This is a genomic window from Rathayibacter agropyri, from assembly GCF_013249015.1.
Taxonomy (GTDB): domain Bacteria; phylum Actinomycetota; class Actinomycetes; order Actinomycetales; family Microbacteriaceae; genus Rathayibacter; species Rathayibacter agropyri.
The window spans coordinates 17,537-34,865 of the sequence record NZ_JABRPL010000007.1 but is presented as its reverse complement, the minus strand read 5'-3'; the positions used below and the strand labels follow the sequence as shown (position 1 = coordinate 34,865).

Here is a 17,329-nt window from a genome sequence, read left to right as displayed (position 1 = left end):
GCATGGTCGACGCGGTCGTCATCGGCGCGGGCCCCAACGGGCTCGCGGCCGCCGTCACGCTCGCGCGGGCTGGACTCTCGGTCGTGGTCCTCGAGCGAAACGAGACGATCGGCGGCGGTGCGCGCACGGCCGAGTTGACGCTGCCCGGCTTCCACCACGACGTCTGCTCGGCCGTGCACCCGATGGCGCTGGCCTCCGGGTTCTTCCGCGCGTTCGCGCTGGATCGGCGCATCGAGCTGGTCGTCCCCGAGATCTCATACGCGCATCCGCTCGATGCCGGCCGGGCGGGGATCGCCTACCGGGACCTCGAGCGGACCGTCGAGCGGCTCGGCCGCGACGGTCCCGCGTGGCGGGCACTGATGGGTCCGCTGGCCGAGCGGGCCGACCGTGTGGCCGGCTTCACGAACGATGCGCTGCTACGGATCCCCACCGATCCCGGCGTGCTGGTGCGGTTCGGCCTGCGCGTGCTCGAACAGGGCACCCCGGTGTGGAACCTCCGCTTCGCCGGTGACGTGGCCCCCGCGATGTTCTCCGGACTGGCAGCGCACTCGATCCGGCCGATGCCCAGCCCGTCGACCGCCGCGGCGGCACTCGCGCTCGGTGCCTACGCGCACGCCCGTGGCTGGCCGGTGCCGATCGGAGGGAGCCAGGCCATCGTCGACGCGCTCGCCGACGATCTGCGCGCGCACGGCGGCCGTATCGAGACGGGCGTCGAGGTCACCTCGCTCGCAGAGCTTCCTCCCGCCCGTGCGGTGCTCATCGACGGCACGCCTACCGCGCTCCTCGCGCTGGCCGGCGAGCGTCTCCCCACCGCTTACGTGGCTGCGCTTCAGCGGTTCCGCTACGGCAATGCCGTGGCGAAAGTCGACTTCGCGCTCGACGGGCCGGTGCCGTGGACGAATCCCGAGTTGGCCCACGCCGGGACCCTGCATGTCGGAGGAACGCGGGCCGAGATCGCCGCGGCCGAACGCGACGTGGTCCGGGGCCGGCACAGCCGCAGTCCGTACGTCCTCGTCGCGCAGCCGTCGATCGCCGACCCGGGACGCGCGCCAGAGGGCAAGCACGTCCTCTGGGCCTATACGCACGTTCCACGGCATTCTCCCGCCGACCAGCGCGAGGCGATCACCCGCCAGATCGAGCGCTTTGCGCCCGGCTTCCGCGACCGCATTCTCGCTGCCTCCTCGATGACAGCGCGGGATATGCAGGCCTACAACCCCAATTATCTCGGCGGCGATATCGCGGCCGGCGCGGCCAGCGTGGTGCAGCTTCTCGCGCGACCCGTGCCCACGAGGGATCCGTGGCGGACTCCCGCGAAGGGCCTCTACCTCTGTTCGTCGTCCACTCCGCCGGGCCCTGGCGTGCACGGGATGGCCGGCTGGCACGCCGCCCGCAGCGCCCTCCGGCACGAATTCGGGGTGCGCGACGCGCCCGATCTGTCACCGGATACGCCCCCGGTGTGAGCCACTCCATCACCCTCGCCTTCTGGCAGTGTGGAGGCGTCGCCGCCGTCACCTGCCGCCACTCGACCTGAAAGAGCCTGCGATGTCCCGCAACACTCGCGTCTTCCACTGCCCGCCTGAGTCCGTCTTCGCGGTGCTCGCCTCCGGATGGCTGTTTCCGGGCTGGGTCGTCGGTGCCTCGCGGATGCGCCGGGTCGATGCCGACTTCCCGCACGTGGGTGCGCAACTGCACCATTCGTTCGGGCTCTGGCCGCTGGTGATCGACGACCGCACTACGGTGCTCGAGTGGGATCCGCCGCGGCGCATGATCATCCAGGCGGCAGGCTGGCCGATGGGCGAGGCGCGGGTGCGTCTTGAGGTCGAGCCGCACCCGCGAGGCGCGAGGGTGCGGATCCACGAGGCCGCGGTGAAGGGGCCAGGCACCCTCGTCCCTAAGCCGCTACTGCATGCCGTTCTCTGGCTGCGCAACATCGAAACCCTGCGACGACTCGCGCACATGGCCGAGGCAGGGGCCGCCGGACGTACGTTGGCGCCGGCCGCGGTCCCTTCCGCACAGGACCGTGCGGGGCTCGACACTCCGAAGCACGTCTGGCCACGCCTGCTCGGTACCGTCGGCTCGATCGCCGCGGTTTGTCTCGCCGTGCGCGCCCTGCTGACGGCGGGGCATCGCGCGCGGAGCTAACGCCGCGGGTCGAGGCCTTGGTCAGACGATCCGGTCGATCAGTCGGACGTGCTGCACCGCGACGCGTTTCGGCTCGCCCGAGAACGCGGCGTCGCGTTCCGGTGACGCGAGGTACACCTGCTCGACCGCAGCGAACGACTCCGCATCGCCAGGCGTACTGACGGCCCAGATGAATTCGTTCACCTCGCGGTCGGCGTAGGCGAACTCGACCCGAAATCCGTGCGCCTCACGGGCAGGCACGATCCGCGCCGAGAACCACGCGAGGAAGTCGTCCATCACCCCGTCCTCCAACTCATAACGCCGAAGCTGAACAGTCCTGATCTCCCCTGCACCTGCCATCCCTCAACGCTACCCGCCGCCCCACCCGCCCTCCCGTCTCCCCATCCGCGAGACGTCTCTTGGAAACGCGACACTCCGGGAGAGCCGTACTCACGAGGCATCTCGCGGAGAGGGGAGGGGCGGGCGGGGACGACGGGGTCACGCCAGGGCCAGGCCGTCGAGGAGGTCGTGCACGGTCGAGCCGACCTCGGTGACGGCGGGGGACGCCTCCTGCACCGCGCGGAGGACCTCGCCCCAGATGAGGGCGCCGGCCGCCAGCACATCCTCGCGTCCGGCGCGGACCCACGGCAGCGCAGCGATCTCGGCCGGCGCGAGGGCGGCGAGCTCGTCGCAGGCGGCGACGACGTCGGCGAGCGGGAGGGTCGCCTCGAGCGCCGTGCGGTCGGTGCTGCGCAGAACGTGCGCGGTGATCGTCAGCACCGTGGCGGCGACGCCGACGACGCTCCGCGCGCGGGACAGGTCGACGGGGGAGGCGTCCAGCGCCTCGCAGATGTCGGCCCGGATTGCGGCGCGCTCGTCATCGGTGGGGGCGGCGGCTCGGCGATGGCGCTCGGTGAGGCGGACGCTGCCGACGTTCATGGAGTGCGCCTGTTCCGGTTCCGCGCCGCCGAGGACCAGTTCAGTCGAGCCCCCGCCGAGGTCGACGACCAGGACGGGGCGCTCGGGATCGACGGCCGAGACGGCGCCGCGGAACGACAGGCGCGCTTCCTCGTCACCCGTGATCGTCTCGGGTGCGACCCCGAGGATCCGCTGGACGGCAGCGAGAAAGTCATCGCGGTCTGCGGCGTCGCGGGTGGCCGAGGTCGCGACGAAGCGGAGGCGCTCGGCGCCCGCCTCGCGTGCGGCGGCCGCGTAGTCGCGAGTGACGGCGAGGGTTCGCTGGAGCGCGACCGGATCGAAGCGGCCGGTGCGGTCGACGCCGCGGCCCAGGCGCACGAGCTCGGTGCGCCGCAGCACGTCGACCACCCTCCCGTCCGCCACATCGGCGATCAGCAGACGGAGGGAATTGGTGCCGCAGTCGAACGCCGCGACGCGCGTGGGAGAGGCCATCCCGCCATTCTGCCCGCGCGCCCTTCGCGAGATGCCCTGATCCGGACGAGATCGCATGCCCCGGCGGTGCATCTCGTCCGGACGGCCACCTCTCGCGACATTTCGCGGCGAAGGCCGGGGATAGCCTGGGAGGAGAGCCGAAGGAGCCACCCGTGCACGAACACCACGTCCGCGTCCACCGCAGCGAGGAGGAACTCCCGCGCCACGGCCAGCTCGCCCATGCGCTTGCCGAGGTCGCCGCCGATCCGGTGGAGATCGACGGCGAGGTCACCGAGATGGTGGTCAATCGGGTGATAGACAACGCCGCGGTGGCCACCGCCTCCCTGCTCCGCCGCCCCGTCGTCGCCGCCCGCTCGCAAGCGCTCGCCCACCCCGCTTCCATCGGCGGGCAGGGCTCAGCCGTGCTCGGCGTCGACGCTGCACGTCGTGTTTCACCTGAGTGGGCCGCGTGGGCCAACGGAGTCGCCGTGCGCGAGCTCGACTACCACGACACGTTTCTCGCGGCGGAATACTCGCATCCGGGGGACAATATCCCACCCCTGATCGCCGTCGCCCAACACACCGGAGTTTCGGGTGCCCAGCTGGTGCGGGGAATCGTCACCGGCTACGAGGTGCAGGTCGACCTCGTGCGCGCGATCAGCCTGCACCGGCACAAGATCGACCATGTCGCGCACCTCGGCCCCTCTGTGGCCGCCGGCATCGGGACGCTGCTCGGCCTCGACGTGGCAACGACGGAGCAGGCGATCGCGCAGGCGCTGCACACGACGACCGCCACGCGGCAGTCGCGCAAGGGCGAGATCTCAAGCTGGAAGGCCTACGCCCCCGCGTTCGCCGGCAAGATGGCAATCGAGGCGGTCGACCGGGCGATGCGCGGCGAGACCAGCCCGTCGCCGATCTACGAGGGGGAGGACGGCGTCATCGCCTGGCTGCTCGACGGGAGCGACGCGAACTACAATGTTCCGCTGCCCGATCGCGGCGAGGCCAAGCGCGCCATCCTCGACACCTACACGAAGGAGCACTCGGCCGAGTATCAGGCGCAGGCGCTGATCGACCTCGCCCGCCGCCTCCACCACGCGCATCCTGAGGCCACCGACCCGGAGCGCGTCGACCGGATCGTCCTGCACACCTCGCACCACACGCACACGGTGATCGGCTCGGGCGCGAACGATCCGCAGAAGTACGACCCGACCGCCTCCCGCGAGACGCTCGACCACTCCGTGCCCTACATCTTCACGGTCGCGCTGCAGGACGGCGCCTGGCATCACGTTCGCAGCTATGCCCCCGAGCGCGCCGCCCGAGCCGACACCATCGCGCTGTGGCACCGGGTGAGCACGCTCGAGGACGCGGAGTGGACGCGCCGCTACCACTCGACGGACCCGGCCGACAAGGCGTTCGGCGCCCGCGTCGAGATTGTGCTGACCGACGGCACGACGATCATCGACGAGATCGCGGTGGCGGATGCGCATCCGCTCGGCGCGCACCCGTTCACCCGCGAGCAGTACGTCGCGAAGTTCCGCACCCTCGCGGCCGACGTCCTCGAGGATTCCGAGATCGAGCGCTTCCTCGACCTCGCGCAGCGCCTGCCCGAGCTGACCCCGGCCGAGGTCGCCCACCTCACCGTGACCGCGGCCCCCGGCGTCCTCGCCTCCGTCGCCACCCCCCGCGGCCTCTTCTAACCCCACCCACCCCCCACCTCCCCGCCGCGAGAGGCCGGTCGAGTACGCGACACGCCGATGAACGTGTACCCAACTGGATCTCGCGAAGGGGAGAGAGGGCGGGGCTACCTGAGGGAGGGGCGCTGGGGGAGGGTGACCGTCACGAGGAGGCCGCCCCCGTCGCGGGCTGCCAGCGCGAGGCGGCCGCGATGCGCGGCGACGATGCGGGCCACAATCGTCAGGCCGAGGCCCGCTCCGACGTGTCCGCCGTCCGTCCGGCGCGCCCGGTTCCCGCCCCGCTCGAACGGCTCGAGCAAGCTCGGCAGGATCGACGTCTCCAGCACCGCGCCGCTGTTCTCGATCGTGATGACCGCGCCCTCCGGACTCCTCTGCGTCGTCAGCAGGACGAAGCCGGACGGGACGTTGTGCACGATCGCGTTGTGGAGCAGGTTCGTCAGCAGCTGGAGCAGCAGCGACGTCGATCCGACCGCGAAGCACGATTCGGCGTGGAGCTGGAGAGTGATTCCGCCGCGCTCGGCGAGCGTCAGAACGGTGTCGCGGGCCTCCTCGGCGAGGAGCGACAGGTCGACGCGCGCCTTCTCGATCGCGGGCCGCTCGGCGCGGCTCAGCAGGAGGAGCGCCTCGACGAGGTCGATCGCGCGGGTCGTGACGGCGGAGAGGTTCGCGAGCACCTCATCGATGTCCGGATCGCTGTCCTGCCGGGCGACGTCGAGGATCGTCTTCGAGATCGCCAGCGGTGTCCGCAGTTCGTGCGAGGCGTTCGCGGCGAACCGCTCCTGCTCGCCGACGTGCGCCTCGATCTTCTCGAGCATGGCGTTGAACGCGTCCGAGAGTTCCTGGAATTCGTCCCGCGAATCTCGGCTGACAACCCGGTGGGAGTAGCCGTCGGAGGCGACCAGTCGGGTCACCCGGGTGAGTTCGTCCAGCGGAGCGAGTATCCGCTTGGCTAGGAGCCACCCTCCGACCGTCCCGGCGAGCAGGAGGACCACGATCACTCCCACGGCGACCGGCACGAAGGCCCTCAGCAGTTCCGTGCGGTTGGGGACGAAGATCTGCTCGTCAGTCTTCTGCGAGTACGCGACGAAGTACTCGTCCGTGATGTATCGCAGGAGAAAGAGCGACATGGCGCCCAGGAGCCCGGTGACCGCCAGCCCGACCAGCAGCACGTAGCTGAGTGTGAGGCGGGTTTGGATGCTGACCCAGCGCGCGAGCCGGGGGGAATCGGTGGTCATCCCGTCAGGCCTGGCCGGCGGCGGAGGGTGCGCGCGGGGCGATGCGGTATCCCGAACCGGGCACCGTCGCGATCAGCGTGGCGTCCGGGAGCCGCTTGCGTAGACCGGAGATCGTGATCCTGATCGCGTTGGTGAACGGATCGGCGTTCTCGTCCCAGGCGCGCTCAAGCAGTTCCTCCGCGCTGACCACTCCGCCGTCGGCTTCGGCGAGGACGTGGAGTACGGCGAACTGCTTGCGGGTGAGAGCGACGAAGCGCCCGTCGAGGAAGACCTCGCGACGGAACGGGTCGATCCGCAGGCCGTCCCTGTCGTACACCGGGGGGCGGGCCTGCGTGCGGCGCCTGGCGAGGGCGCGCACTCGGAGGACGAGTTCGCGGAGGTCGAAGGGCTTCGTCAGGTAGTCGTCGGCGCCGATCTCGAAGCCGCTCTCCTTGTCGAGGAGGCGGTCGGCCGCGGTCAGCATGATGATCGGGGTCCCTGAGCCGGAGGCGACGATGGCACGGGCGACATCGTCCCCGGTCGGGCCGGGGACGTCACGGTCGAGGATCGCGACGTCGTACGCGGTGACTTCGAGCAGGGCGAGCGCCTGGTGGCCGTCCGCGGCGATGTCGGAGGCGATCGCCTCCAGCCGGAGCCCGTCGCCGATGGAGCGGGAGAGGTACGGCTCGTCTTCGACGATCAGGACCCGCATCCGTGAACTGTATTCCGCCTACGCGTCGCCCGGGCAGCTGGGGCGCACCCCGTGCCTGGGCTGTCGCGTCCTGGGTGCACCGAGCGGGTTGGCACCAAGCATGTCGGCGCCGAGGTCCGCCCCGAGCAGGTCAGCACCACACACAGGTCATCACTCGATCGGGAAGTCGAAGTAGCGATCGGGGAACGGCTCCCGCTCGAGCGTGTAGTGCCACCACTCCTGCGGATACGGACGGAAACCGCTGTCGATCATGATGTCGCACAGGATCCGCCTGTTCGCGGCCGCGGAGGGAGCGACTCCCTCCGCCCCGTGATGCGAGGTGACGTCCATCAGGTCGTGCCGACCACCCATGTCGAGCAGGCGTCTGCTCGCCGAGTCAACGAGCGTCAGGTCGAGAGAGCCGCCGCGGGTGTGCCCGGAGGAGCAGGCGATGTAGCCCTGCTCGAACATCGCCGCCCGGCTGATCCTCGGATGGAAGATGCTCTTCACGCGCGGGCACTCCGGTTCCCGCGCCCAGCGGACGAAGTGGTCGACGGCACGCTGCGGGCGGTAGGCGTCCCAGACGAGGAGCCCCAGCCCGCGCTCGGAGGCCCGGGCCTGTGCGACGCGCAGTGCGGCTGCCACGGCTGCGGCCGTCACGATCCGGTTGGCCGCGTACCCGTCGACGGGGCCGCCGGTGAAGTTGTCCGAAGTCGCATACTTCGCGTCCCAGTGGATGTCCTCGGCAGCCTCATCGAGGTAGACGAAGCCCGGGCTCATCGGCTCACCGCCAGCTGGACACTGCGGTCGACCAGGTCGGCGACGCTGAGACCGGCGGCGGCCATCATCCGCGGGTACCGGCTGTAGGAGGTGAACCCGGGCAGGGTGTTGACCTCGTTGAGCACGATCCGGCCGTCGTCGAGCAGGAACATGTCGACGCGGGCCAGTCCCCGGCAGCCGAGCGCCCGGTAAAGGGCCTTCGCCCGCTCCTGGATCGACGCCCGCTGCGCCTCGGGGAGATCGGCCGGGACGGTGATCGAGGAGTTGGTCGAGCCCTTCTCCGGCTCCGCCTCCTGGTGGATGCGGAAGAGCCCGTGCTGCAGGCGGATCCGGTCGACCTCGCCGACGACGAGGTCCGCTCCGTCGCCGAGGACCGCGCAGCCGACCTCCGAGCCGAGTACCTGCTCCTCGATCAGCACCTTCTGGTCGTAGCGGTTGGCGAGGGCGATCGCGTCCTCGAGTCCGTCGGGGGACTCGACCTTCGTGACTCCGAACGAGGAGCCCGAGCGCGCCGGCTTCACGAAGACGGGGTACGCCAGAAGGCTCGCGTCGACCGTGTCGCCCGGATGCACGACGGTGAATGCCGGCACGGAGATCCCGGCCTGCGCAGCGACGGTGTAGGCGAGCGACTTGTCCATGCACACGACCGAGCCCTGGATGTCGCAGCCGACGTAGGGGAGACCGGAGAGTTCGAGGAGACCCTGGATGGAGCCGTCCTCGCCTCCCGTGCCGTGCAGGACGGGCAGGACGACGTCGACCGGGACGCGCCGGAACGTGCCGGCGTCCTCGACCAGGAGGCCGTGCGTCGAGCGATCCGGCGAGATCACGGCGGCCCGGCCGGGCAACGACTCCCAGTCGAGGCTCGGACGCTCGCAGAGCCGCCACTCGCCGGAGCGCGTGATCCCGATCCACAGCGCGTCGTACGCCTCAGGATCGAGGGCCGCGGCGATCTCGAGCGCGGACTTGATAGAGACGTCGTGCTCCTCTGAGCAGCCGCCGAACAGGATGGCAATGGTCGTTTTAGACATGGGTGGTCGTCCTCTCGAGGTCCACGCAGCGCGAGAGCGTCGCCTCGATGATCTGGTGGAGGGTGCGGGTGGTGAAGTAGGCGAGGTGCGGGGTGATGATGACGTTCGGCATCGCGACCAGGCGCTCCAGTGAGCGATGGGGGATCGGCCCAGCGGACAGGTCGACGGAGAAGCAGCCCTCCTCGCCCTCGAGGACATCCAGGGCGGCGCCGCCGAGTCGACCGTCTTCGAGGGCGTCAACCAGCGCATCGGTGTCGACCAGCCCGCCGCGCCCGGTGTTGACCAGGAGCGCGCCGGGGCGCATGCGGGCGATCCCCTCGGCCGAGATGCAGTGGCGGGTGCCGTCGGTCAGAGGGAGGTGCAGAGTGATGACGTCGCTCTCGGCCAGGGCCTGCGCGAGTGGGACCCGCTCGACGCCCTGGAGATCGGCACCGGAGCCGCTGACCATCAGGATCCGGCAGCCGAAGGCGCGTAGGCGCTCCGCGACCGCTCGGCCGATGCGTCCGCCGCCGAGCACGCCCACGGTCACGCTGCGTAGCTCGCGTCCGCGCGCTGCCGGGGCGCGGAAGTCGTGCCGGGCGACCGCGGCGAGAGTGGCTCCGGCGTTTCGCAGGGCCAGGAGGATCAGCATCACGGTGTGATCGGCGACGCCGTCGGGTTCGTAGTCGATGTTCGCGACCGAGATGCCAAGTTCTGCGGCGACGTCGAGATCGACGTGATCGAGGCCGATGCTCCGGGTCAGGACGGTGCGCACTCCGTTCGCGGCGAGGGCGTGCAGCGTCTCTCCGGTGACCGGCGTCAGGTGGTTGACGCTGACGCGGGGAATCCCGACAGCGAGCGCGGCGCTCTCAGGGCTGAGCGCGACCTGCTCGACCAGGCAGCGCAGGGACCGCCGCCGTGCCGCCTCCGTGACCGCGCGCGCTTCCTCAGGATCGCAGCCGAAGAAGGCGACGAGAGGCGCGGCGTGAATCGTGTCGAACATGCCTCCAGTGAAGAACACGCCGTGTTATCACAGCGTCGCCCTTTTCCCATACACGGACGACACCCCGTGCCGGCCCCTCCCCACTCCCCTCTCGCGGGGCTCAGAGCAGGGCGTCCGTGAGGTGGCCGGGCGTGCCGAAGCGGTGGGCCGTGATCGAAACGGCCTGCTCGCGCACGAACGGCAGCAGCTCCAGGCGGCCCGCTTCGGTCGCCTCGCCGGCGTAGACCGCGAGGTCGGGGCGTCCGCCGGTCGCGGCAGTGACGGAGGCGGCCTCGGCGCCCAGCAGCCGAATCCGGCCGGCCCCGTGGGCGCGCACCCGGGCCTCCCAGGCGGTGTCGTCCTCCACGACGACCGTCGTCGCCGTCGCGCCGAGCGCCCCGGCGAGTTGCGGAGGTAGCGCCGACGCACTCGAGAGCACCACGCGCGCCTGCGCGGTCGCCGCCGCGATGGCCACGCGCACGAGCGAACCCCACGGCTCCCCGGCGGCGAGGCGCACCAGCACTGCGGAGTCGTAGGGCCGGTGCCGGAACACGTTGCGCTCCGCCTCCAGCCCCGTGACGTCGCGGGCGCCGCCGATGTGCTCGGCCCACGCGGCCGCGCAACTGCGCGCGGTGCGCTCAACACCGGCCGACTCCTGGGCCGACAGCTCGGCCAGTGCCGCTGCGACCAGCCGCGAGGCCGCCGGCGCGACCGGTGCGGTCGCCATAGCCGGAACCGGGCTCCACGAGCCGAGCCCGAGCAGGTAGTCGGGCCCGCCCGCCTTGGTACCCGGGCCCACGGCCGACTTCTTCCAGCCGCCGAACGGCTGCCGCTGCACGATCGCGCCGGTGATCCCTCGGTTCACATAGAGATTGCCGGCCTGGATCCCCTCTAGCCACGTACCGATCTCGGCAGGATCGAGTGCGTGCAGTCCCGACGTGAGGCCGTAGTCGACCTCATTGACCACAGCGATCGCCTCGCCAAGGGTCGGCGCGGTCATGATCCCGAGGATCGGCCCGAAGTACTCGGTGCGGTGGAAATCGGAGCCGCGCCGCACGCCGTCGCGGACACCCGGACTCCACAGCCGGCCGGAGTCGTCGAGCCGACGCGGCTCCAGCAGCCACGTCTCGCCGGCGCCGAGTACCGTCAGCCCGCGCAGCAACTTCCCGCCGGCGGGCTCGATCACGGGTCCCATCCGCGACGCGGGGTCGCTCGGGTAGCCGACCGTCAGCGAGGCGACCGCGTCGAGCAGTTGCGCGCGGAACCGCTTCGAGCGGGCGACGGAGCCGACCAGCACCACGAGCGAGGCGGCCGAGCACTTCTGGCCGGCGTGCCCAAAGGCGCTCGCGACCACGTCCTTCACCGCGAGGTCGAGGTCGGCCGAAGGGGTCACGATGATCGCGTTCTTGCCACTCGTCTCGGCGAGTAGCGGCAGGTCGTGGCGGAACGAGCGGAACAGTTCCGCCGTCTCATAGGCCCCCGTGAGAATGACGCGGTCGACCGCGGAGGACGCGATCAGGTCGCGGCCCAGCTCCTCCTCGGGCAGGCGGAGCAGCCGCAGCGACTCACGGGGCACACCCGCCGCCCACAGCGCCTCGGCCACGACGGCTCCGCAGCGCGCGGTCGGACCTGCGGGTTTGAGGACCACCGCGGAGCCGGCGGCCAGTGCCGCGAGGACGCCGCCGGCCGGGATCGCCACCGGGAAGTTCCACGGCGGAGTGACCAGGGTCAGCGCGGCCGGGTGGAAGCGCGCGCCGTCGATCGTGTCGAGCTCTCGGGCCCGCTCGGCGTAGTAGTGCGCGAAGTCGATCGCCTCCGAGACCTCGGGGTCGCTCTGGTCGAGGGTCTTGCCGCCCTCGGCCGCCATCACCTCGAGGAGCTCGGCGCGGCGGGCTTCCAACTCGTCACCCGCGCGGTGCAGGATGCGCGCGCGCTCGTCGGCCGGGACGTCGTTCCAGCCGCTGGCACGGGTGATCGCGAGGGCCTGCTCCAGCTCGTCGCGGGTGCCGATCGTGGCCGCCTCGATCGAGTCGACGCCCGCTCGCGACCCCGGAACGCGCGCGAGGATCGCCTGCGCCCACTCGCGGTTCGCGGCCACCGACGGGTCGGTGTCCGGGGTGCTGCGGAACTCGCCGAAGCCGGGGCGACCGGAGGCGGCAAAGCGGTCAGGCACGCGGTGGGCCGGAGGCACGGCGCCGTCGAGGGCGGTGACGGAGGCGCGGAACCGCTCCTCCTCGCGGGCGAACAGCGCCGGATTGGCCTCGAGCTCGAAGACGGCCGACATGAAGTTCTGGCTCGACGCGCCCTCCTCCAGCCGGCGGATCAGATAGGCGATTGCCACATCGAACTCGGCCGGCGCGACGACAGGCGTGTAGAGCAGGAGCGAGCCGACCGTGCGGCGCACCGCCTCCGCCTGGCCCTGCGCCATGCCGAGCAGCATCTCGTACTCCATCCCGTCACGGACCCCGCGCGCACCCGCGAGCAGCCACGAGTAGGCGACGTCGAAAAGGTTGTGCCCCGCGACGCCGACCCGCACGTTCCGGATCCGCTCGGGGTGCAGCGCGTAGTCGATGACGCGCTTGTAGTTGGTGTCCGAGTCCTGCTTCGTGCTCCAGGTGGCCAGTGGCCAGCCATGCACGGAGGCTTCGACCTGCTCCATCGGCAGGTTCGCGCCCTTGACCAGCCGGACCTTGATGCCCGCCCCGCCGCGAGCGCGACGGGCCGCGCTCCACTCTTGGAGGCGGATCATCGCCGAGAGAGCGTCTGGCAGGTAGGCCTGGAGGACGATGCCGGCCTCGAGGTCGGCGAACTCCGGCCGGTCGAGGATCCGGGTGAAGACCGCGATGGTGAGGTCGAGGTCTTTGTACTCCTCCATATCGAGATTGATGAACTTCTGCGGCGAGGAGGCGGCGGCGCGTGCGAACAGCGGCGCCAACTCCTCGACGATGTCGTCGACCGCGGCGTCGAACGCCCACGGGTTGTGCGGGGCGACGCTGGAGGAGACCTTGATCGAGACGTACTCCACGTCGTCGCGGGCGAGGAGGCGGTGCGTCCCCTCGAGCCGGCGCTGCGCCTCCGCGCGGCCAAGCACCGCCTCCCCGAGCAGGTTCATGTTGAGTCGGACCCCGTCGCGGCGGATCGCGGCGATCGCCGGCCCCAGGCGCGAGTCCGTCGCGTCGATGATGAGGTGGCCGACCATTCGCCGCAGCACTCGACGCGCGATCGGCACCACGATGTTCGGGAGGAGGGGCGCCATCACCCCGCCGAGAGCGACCGCACCGCGCATCGGCCCGGGAAGGAACGTCGGCACGCCGCCCGCGATCGAGCGCAGCGCGGCGGCGGCCACGCGGGTGTCCTCGGGGCGGACGACGCCGTCCACAAACCCGACGGTGAAGTCCAGGCCCGCCGGGTCCTTCAGCACGCCGGCCAACTGCGCCCCGGAGGCGTCAATGGGGATCGCCGACGCCTCATGTAGCCAGCGGCGCACGAGCGCCACACTCTCCTCGACCAGGCGCGGGTCGACGGAGTCGGGAGAGGGGCCGCCGGTGGCGAGAGCGGGGCTGGCGAGATCCGTCATGTGCGGTCCTTCTGCTCTGAGGGTCGTTCCCCTCAGTATTCGACCGAGTACCGTTGAGCAGAAGCGACCGTTCCTTACCGATACCGGTCAGCTCAGCTGAACAATCGGAGGTCCGCCGTGCTCGATGTCCGCCGCCTGGTCCTCCTGCGCGAGGTCGCCATCCGCGGGACCCTGGCCGCCGCCGCCGAGGCGCTCGCCTACAGTCCCTCCGCCGTCTCGCAGCAGCTCGCGGTGCTCGAACGCGAGACCGGCGTCGAGCTACTGCGCAAGTCCGGGCGGCGGGTGCAGCTGACGCCGCAGGCCGAGATCCTGGTCGAGGCAGCGGGCGAGGTGCTGGCCCTGCTCGAGCGAGCGGAGGCGGCGCTCGCCGCGTCGGGCGAGTCGGTAACGGGCAGGGTGCGCGTGGCGGTGTTTCAATCGGCGGCCCTCGCGCTGATGCCGGGGGCGCTGCGCGCGGTCGGCCAGCGCTTTCCCGACGTCCGCGTCGAGATGGTGCAGCGCGAGCCGGACGGGGCGCTGCACGAGACGTCGTGGGCGCGGGCGTTCGACCTGGTCGTCGCCGAGCAGTACCCCGGGCACTCCACGTCGTGGCTCCCGGGTCTGGTGCGCAGCGACCTCACGACCGACGCGATCCGTCTCGCGGTGAGCCGCGACTCCGCTGTGCTCGACCTCGCCTCGGCCCGTGACTGCGCCTGGGTGATGGAGCCGCGCGGCACGGCTAGCCGGCACTTCGCCGAGCAGACCTGCCGCGTCGCGGGCTTCGAGCCCGACGTCCGCTTCGAGACCGCCGACCTCCAGGCGCAGATCCGCCTCGTCGCCTCGGGCCACGCGGTCGCGCTGATGCCTGACCTGGTGTGGGCGGGCGCCGAGCCCGACTGCCGCCTCCTCGACCTGCCGGGCACTCCGCGCCGCACGATCTTCACCGCGCAGCGCGAGGCCGGCCGGGCCTCGCCCGCCGTCCGCGTCTTCCGCGAGTGCCTGGCCGAAGTGGCGGCCAGCCACGCCTGACACGGTCCCCCGCGAGATGCCTCTGATGAACGACGCCGAGGGGTTGCGTCACACGTCGTATCTCGTGGTGACATCGGCCGGCACGACCGGCGTGGTCCCTGCCTCCTCTTGCCAGAACGTGCGAATCGCGGTGGCGACCTCGGCCGGACGCTCGAACGGCAGCAGGTGGCCGGCTCCGGCGAGGGTGAGCAGGCGTCCTCGGGAGTAGAGGGAGCCGTTGAGGCGGCGCTGTGCGTCGGCGCCGAGGTCGCCGTCCTCGCCGCCCGCGATCAGGAGGGCCGGCACGGAACCGAGCGCGGCCTCGGCCGTGCGGTCCTCACGGCTACCGTGCTCAAGCCAGTCTCTCCAGGTGGTGGGGGAGTAGCGGCGCAGCTCGGCCATGACCTCGGCGTCGACCTCGGGAGGCAGCGGTGCGCCGACATTCTGCTCGACGAATTCCCGCGCCTGCGCCACGTCGAGCGGGCCGTCCGTGACCCAGCCCAGCATGGCGGAGCGGCGCTCCTCCTCCATCGGTTCCGGCGAGAGCGGCGACCCGGCCAGTAGCACGACGCCCTCGAGCCCGAACAGGCCAGAACGCCCGGCGACCGTGCGGGAGGCGACGAGCGAGGCGATCTTGCCGCCCATGCTGTGACCGAGAAGCAGCCAGCGGGAGGCGCCGTGTGCGCGGATCCGGCGGATGACCGACGTGGTCATTGCCTCGAGCGAGGTTTCGGAGCCGCCGGGCATATCGAGTGCCACGACGTCGGCGATGTCGGCCAGTTCCCGGCCGAGAGCGTCGAAGGCGCGGCCGTCGAGCCCGAGTCCGGGCAGGGCGAAGACGGTGGGGAGGGGGCTCGTGGACACGGGCGTCCTGTCGAATCGGCCGCGCCGCGGCGATGGGGCACGGGAGGGGAGCGGCGGCTGTCCTCATCCGATCACACCGCGCCCGCCCGCTCCGACCCTTGCGCCGGCGCTGGAGTCATGCAAGCCGCCCGGCCAGACGCCGCTCTCGGCGCCGATCCGCCACGTCACCACAGCGCCAGCGACACCGCCAGCACCACCATCACGACCGCGACTCCCGCGTCGAGAACGCGCCAGGCCGACCGACTCCGGAACAGCGGCCGGAGCGCGCGGGCACCGAAGCCGAGCACGGTGAACCACAGCACGCTCCCGAGCACCGCGCCCGCTCCGAACCACCAGCGCTCGCCCCCGTGCGCGTTCGCGACCGAGCCCAGCAGCACCACGGTGTCGAGGTACACGTGCGGGTTGAGCAGGGTCAGCGCGAGGCAGGTGCCGATCGCGGTGCGGAGCGAGGTGGAGGCGCCGGCGGGATCGCCGTCGAGCGTCCCCGGTCGCAGCGCCCGCCGGGCAGCCAGAGCGGCGTAGGCCAGGAGGAAGACGATGCCGCCCCAGCGGATCACCACGAGCAGCCAGGGCGCCGACTCCAGCACGGCACCGATCCCCGCGATGCCGACGACGATCAGCGCGGCGTCGGCGAGCGCGCAGATCGCCACGACAGCTCCCACGTGCTCGCGACGCAGGCCCTGGCGAAGGACGAACGCGTTCTGCGCGCCGATCGCGATGATGAGCGAGAGACCGAAGCCGAAGCCGGCGAGCATCGAGTACACGCTCCGACCGTAAAACCCGCCCGCCCCCAAAACCAGCGCCTGAGACCAGCGCCCGCGAGATGCCTCAGAGGCATCTCGCGGAGGGGAAGGGATGTTGCGGGGGTGGCGGCGCTCGCCTAAGCTAGCGAAGTTGCGTGCATCTGCATGCGCTTGCGTGCTGCCCTCGGGGGCGGGAGCTATGGCTCACGCCGAACGGCGGGCGGTACGCCGACAAGTGACCTTGGGTGGGTCGGGCGAGGCCTCGTGTCGCGCGTGGTCCACGGTAACCACACATGGAGGAAACCATGGCAGCAGTCTGCCAGGTGACTGGAGCCGTCCCCGGCTTCGGGCACGCCATCTCGCACTCGCACCGGCGCACCAAGCGCCGCTTCGACCCGAACGTGCAGAAGAAGACGTACTACGTTCCGTCGCTTCGCCGTAACGTCACCCTGACTCTCTCGGCGAAGGGCATCAAGGTCATCGACGCCCGTGGCATCGAGTCCGTCGTCAAAGACATTCTCGCTCGTGGGGTGAAGATCTAATGGCAAAGCAGCAGGACGTCCGTCCCATCATCAAGCTCCGTTCGACGGCCGGAACCGGTTACACCTACGTGACCAAGAAGAACCGCCGCAACGACCCCGACCGTCTCGTGCTCAAGAAGTACGACCCCGTAGTGCGCAAGCACGTCGACTTCCGCGAGGAGCGCTAAATATGGCTAAGAAAAGCAAGATCGCCCGCAATGAACAGCGCAAGGTGGTCGTCGACCGCTACGCAGCCAAGCGACTCGAGCTGAAGAAGGCCCTTGTCGACCCGGCCGGGACCGACGAGTCCCGCGAGGCCGCCCGCGTCGGCCTGCAGAAGCTTCCCCGCAACGCCTCGCCCGTCCGCGTCCGCTCGCGCGACGCCGTCGACGGCCGCCCCCGCGGCAACCTCACGAAGTTCGGCATCTCGCGTGTCCGCTTCCGCGACATGGCCCACAGGGGCGAGCTGCCCGGCATCACCAAGTCGAGTTGGTAGAAGCTGCGTGAATGGCTGAGGGCCCGTGATCCAATGGATCACGGGCCCTCAGCCATTCACGCCCCGGTGCGCTGTGTTGTTTGGAGAGCGCGTCCTTGCCGCGCTCTCTCGCGGTTGGCTTGGTGGGGTGGGTGGGTTGTGGAGGGCGTGTTGCGTTCGCTGCGGGGAATCGCTTGGCACGCGATTCCCCGGTGCGCTGTGTTGTTTGGAGAGCGCGTCCTTGCCGCGCTCTCTCGCGGTTGGCTTGGTGGGGTGGGTGGGTT

At 71.0% G+C, this 17,329-nt stretch carries 17 protein-coding genes; 7 read left to right on the top strand and 10 right to left on the bottom strand.

Annotated elements, in window-relative coordinates:
- Nucleotides 1–2: 2 nt before the first annotated feature.
- A complete protein-coding gene (locus HRF29_RS13585; protein ID WP_173249381.1) occupies nucleotides 3–1,460 on the top strand; it encodes a phytoene desaturase family protein in 1,458 nt (485 codons plus the stop codon).
- Between the two features lie 82 nt (nucleotides 1,461–1,542).
- On the top strand, nucleotides 1,543–2,142 hold the full coding sequence (locus HRF29_RS13580; protein ID WP_173249380.1) for an SRPBCC family protein: 600 nt from the start codon (nucleotides 1,543–1,545) through the stop codon (nucleotides 2,140–2,142).
- A gap of 21 nt (nucleotides 2,143–2,163) precedes the next feature.
- On the opposite strand, the gene HRF29_RS13575 is transcribed toward HRF29_RS13580, so the two are convergent.
- Nucleotides 2,164–2,481 carry an NIPSNAP family protein gene (locus HRF29_RS13575; RefSeq protein ID WP_187698467.1) on the bottom strand — a complete coding sequence of 106 codons (318 nt, stop codon included), beginning with the start codon at nucleotides 2,479–2,481 and terminating at the stop codon, nucleotides 2,164–2,166.
- Between the two features lie 138 nt (nucleotides 2,482–2,619).
- Nucleotides 2,620–3,531: a Ppx/GppA phosphatase family protein gene (locus tag HRF29_RS13570; protein ID WP_173249379.1), complete on the bottom strand. Its 912-nt coding sequence runs from the start codon at nucleotides 3,529–3,531 to the stop codon at nucleotides 2,620–2,622.
- Nucleotides 3,532–3,683: 152 nt separating this feature from the next.
- Here HRF29_RS13570 and HRF29_RS13565 point away from each other — a divergent pair, with 152 nt between their 5' ends.
- Nucleotides 3,684–5,207 carry an MmgE/PrpD family protein gene (locus HRF29_RS13565; protein WP_173249378.1) on the top strand — a complete coding sequence of 508 codons (1,524 nt, stop codon included), beginning with the start codon at nucleotides 3,684–3,686 and terminating at the stop codon, nucleotides 5,205–5,207.
- 104 nt (nucleotides 5,208–5,311) lie between these two features.
- Here the strand turns inward: HRF29_RS13565 and HRF29_RS13560 are convergent, their stop codons facing one another.
- The 6 genes from HRF29_RS13560 to HRF29_RS13535 form a co-directional block, all read right to left on the bottom strand.
- Nucleotides 5,312–6,439: a sensor histidine kinase gene (locus HRF29_RS13560; protein ID WP_173249377.1), complete on the bottom strand. Its 1,128-nt coding sequence runs from the start codon at nucleotides 6,437–6,439 to the stop codon at nucleotides 5,312–5,314.
- A 4-nt stretch (nucleotides 6,440–6,443) separates the two neighbouring features.
- Nucleotides 6,444–7,130, bottom strand: a complete 687-nt coding sequence (locus tag HRF29_RS13555) for a response regulator transcription factor (protein WP_173249376.1) — start codon at nucleotides 7,128–7,130, stop codon at nucleotides 6,444–6,446.
- A gap of 150 nt (nucleotides 7,131–7,280) precedes the next feature.
- Nucleotides 7,281–7,889 (bottom strand): M15 family metallopeptidase, encoded by a 609-nt coding sequence (locus HRF29_RS13550; protein ID WP_173249375.1) that lies wholly within the window; start codon nucleotides 7,887–7,889, stop codon nucleotides 7,281–7,283.
- Nucleotides 7,886–8,917 carry a D-alanine--(R)-lactate ligase gene (vanA, locus tag HRF29_RS13545; RefSeq protein WP_173249374.1) on the bottom strand — a complete coding sequence of 344 codons (1,032 nt, stop codon included), beginning with the start codon at nucleotides 8,915–8,917 and terminating at the stop codon, nucleotides 7,886–7,888. The genes HRF29_RS13550 and vanA overlap by 4 nt, the downstream gene beginning before the upstream one ends.
- A complete protein-coding gene (locus HRF29_RS13540; protein WP_173249373.1) occupies nucleotides 8,910–9,899 on the bottom strand; it encodes an NAD(P)-dependent oxidoreductase in 990 nt (329 codons plus the stop codon). Before HRF29_RS13540 ends, vanA begins: the two co-directional genes overlap by 8 nt.
- A 100-nt stretch (nucleotides 9,900–9,999) precedes the next feature.
- A complete protein-coding gene (locus HRF29_RS13535) occupies nucleotides 10,000–13,455 on the bottom strand; it encodes a bifunctional proline dehydrogenase/L-glutamate gamma-semialdehyde dehydrogenase (protein WP_173249372.1) in 3,456 nt (1,151 codons plus the stop codon).
- Nucleotides 13,456–13,572: 117 nt separating this feature from the next.
- On the opposite strand from HRF29_RS13535, the gene HRF29_RS13530 reads away from it, so the two are divergent.
- On the top strand, nucleotides 13,573–14,463 hold the full coding sequence (locus HRF29_RS13530) for a LysR substrate-binding domain-containing protein (RefSeq protein WP_173249371.1): 891 nt from the start codon (nucleotides 13,573–13,575) through the stop codon (nucleotides 14,461–14,463).
- A gap of 48 nt (nucleotides 14,464–14,511) precedes the next feature.
- Here HRF29_RS13530 and HRF29_RS13525 read toward each other — a convergent pair whose 3' ends face one another.
- Together HRF29_RS13525 and HRF29_RS13520 are read right to left on the bottom strand one after the other, a co-directional pair.
- Nucleotides 14,512–15,306, bottom strand: a complete 795-nt coding sequence (locus tag HRF29_RS13525; RefSeq protein WP_173249370.1) for an alpha/beta fold hydrolase — start codon at nucleotides 15,304–15,306, stop codon at nucleotides 14,512–14,514.
- A gap of 164 nt (nucleotides 15,307–15,470) precedes the next feature.
- On the bottom strand, nucleotides 15,471–16,061 hold the full coding sequence (locus HRF29_RS13520; RefSeq protein ID WP_173249405.1) for a LysE/ArgO family amino acid transporter: 591 nt from the start codon (nucleotides 16,059–16,061) through the stop codon (nucleotides 15,471–15,473).
- A 293-nt stretch (nucleotides 16,062–16,354) separates the two neighbouring features.
- Between HRF29_RS13520 and rpmB the strand changes: the two genes are divergently transcribed.
- Genes rpmB through rpsN form a run of 3 tightly spaced genes read left to right on the top strand, consistent with a single transcriptional unit; the run spans nucleotide 16,355 to nucleotide 17,066 of the window.
- A complete protein-coding gene (rpmB, locus tag HRF29_RS13515) occupies nucleotides 16,355–16,591 on the top strand; it encodes a 50S ribosomal protein L28 (RefSeq protein WP_055786157.1) in 237 nt (78 codons plus the stop codon).
- Complete coding sequence (gene rpmG, locus HRF29_RS13510; RefSeq protein WP_027692168.1) at nucleotides 16,591–16,758, top strand: 50S ribosomal protein L33; 168 nt, start codon at nucleotides 16,591–16,593, stop codon at nucleotides 16,756–16,758. The genes rpmB and rpmG overlap by 1 nt, the downstream gene beginning before the upstream one ends.
- A gap of 2 nt (nucleotides 16,759–16,760) precedes the next feature.
- Nucleotides 16,761–17,066 carry a 30S ribosomal protein S14 gene (gene rpsN / locus HRF29_RS13505; protein ID WP_068250798.1) on the top strand — a complete coding sequence of 102 codons (306 nt, stop codon included), beginning with the start codon at nucleotides 16,761–16,763 and terminating at the stop codon, nucleotides 17,064–17,066.
- The last annotated feature ends 263 nt before the right edge of the window (nucleotides 17,067–17,329 follow it).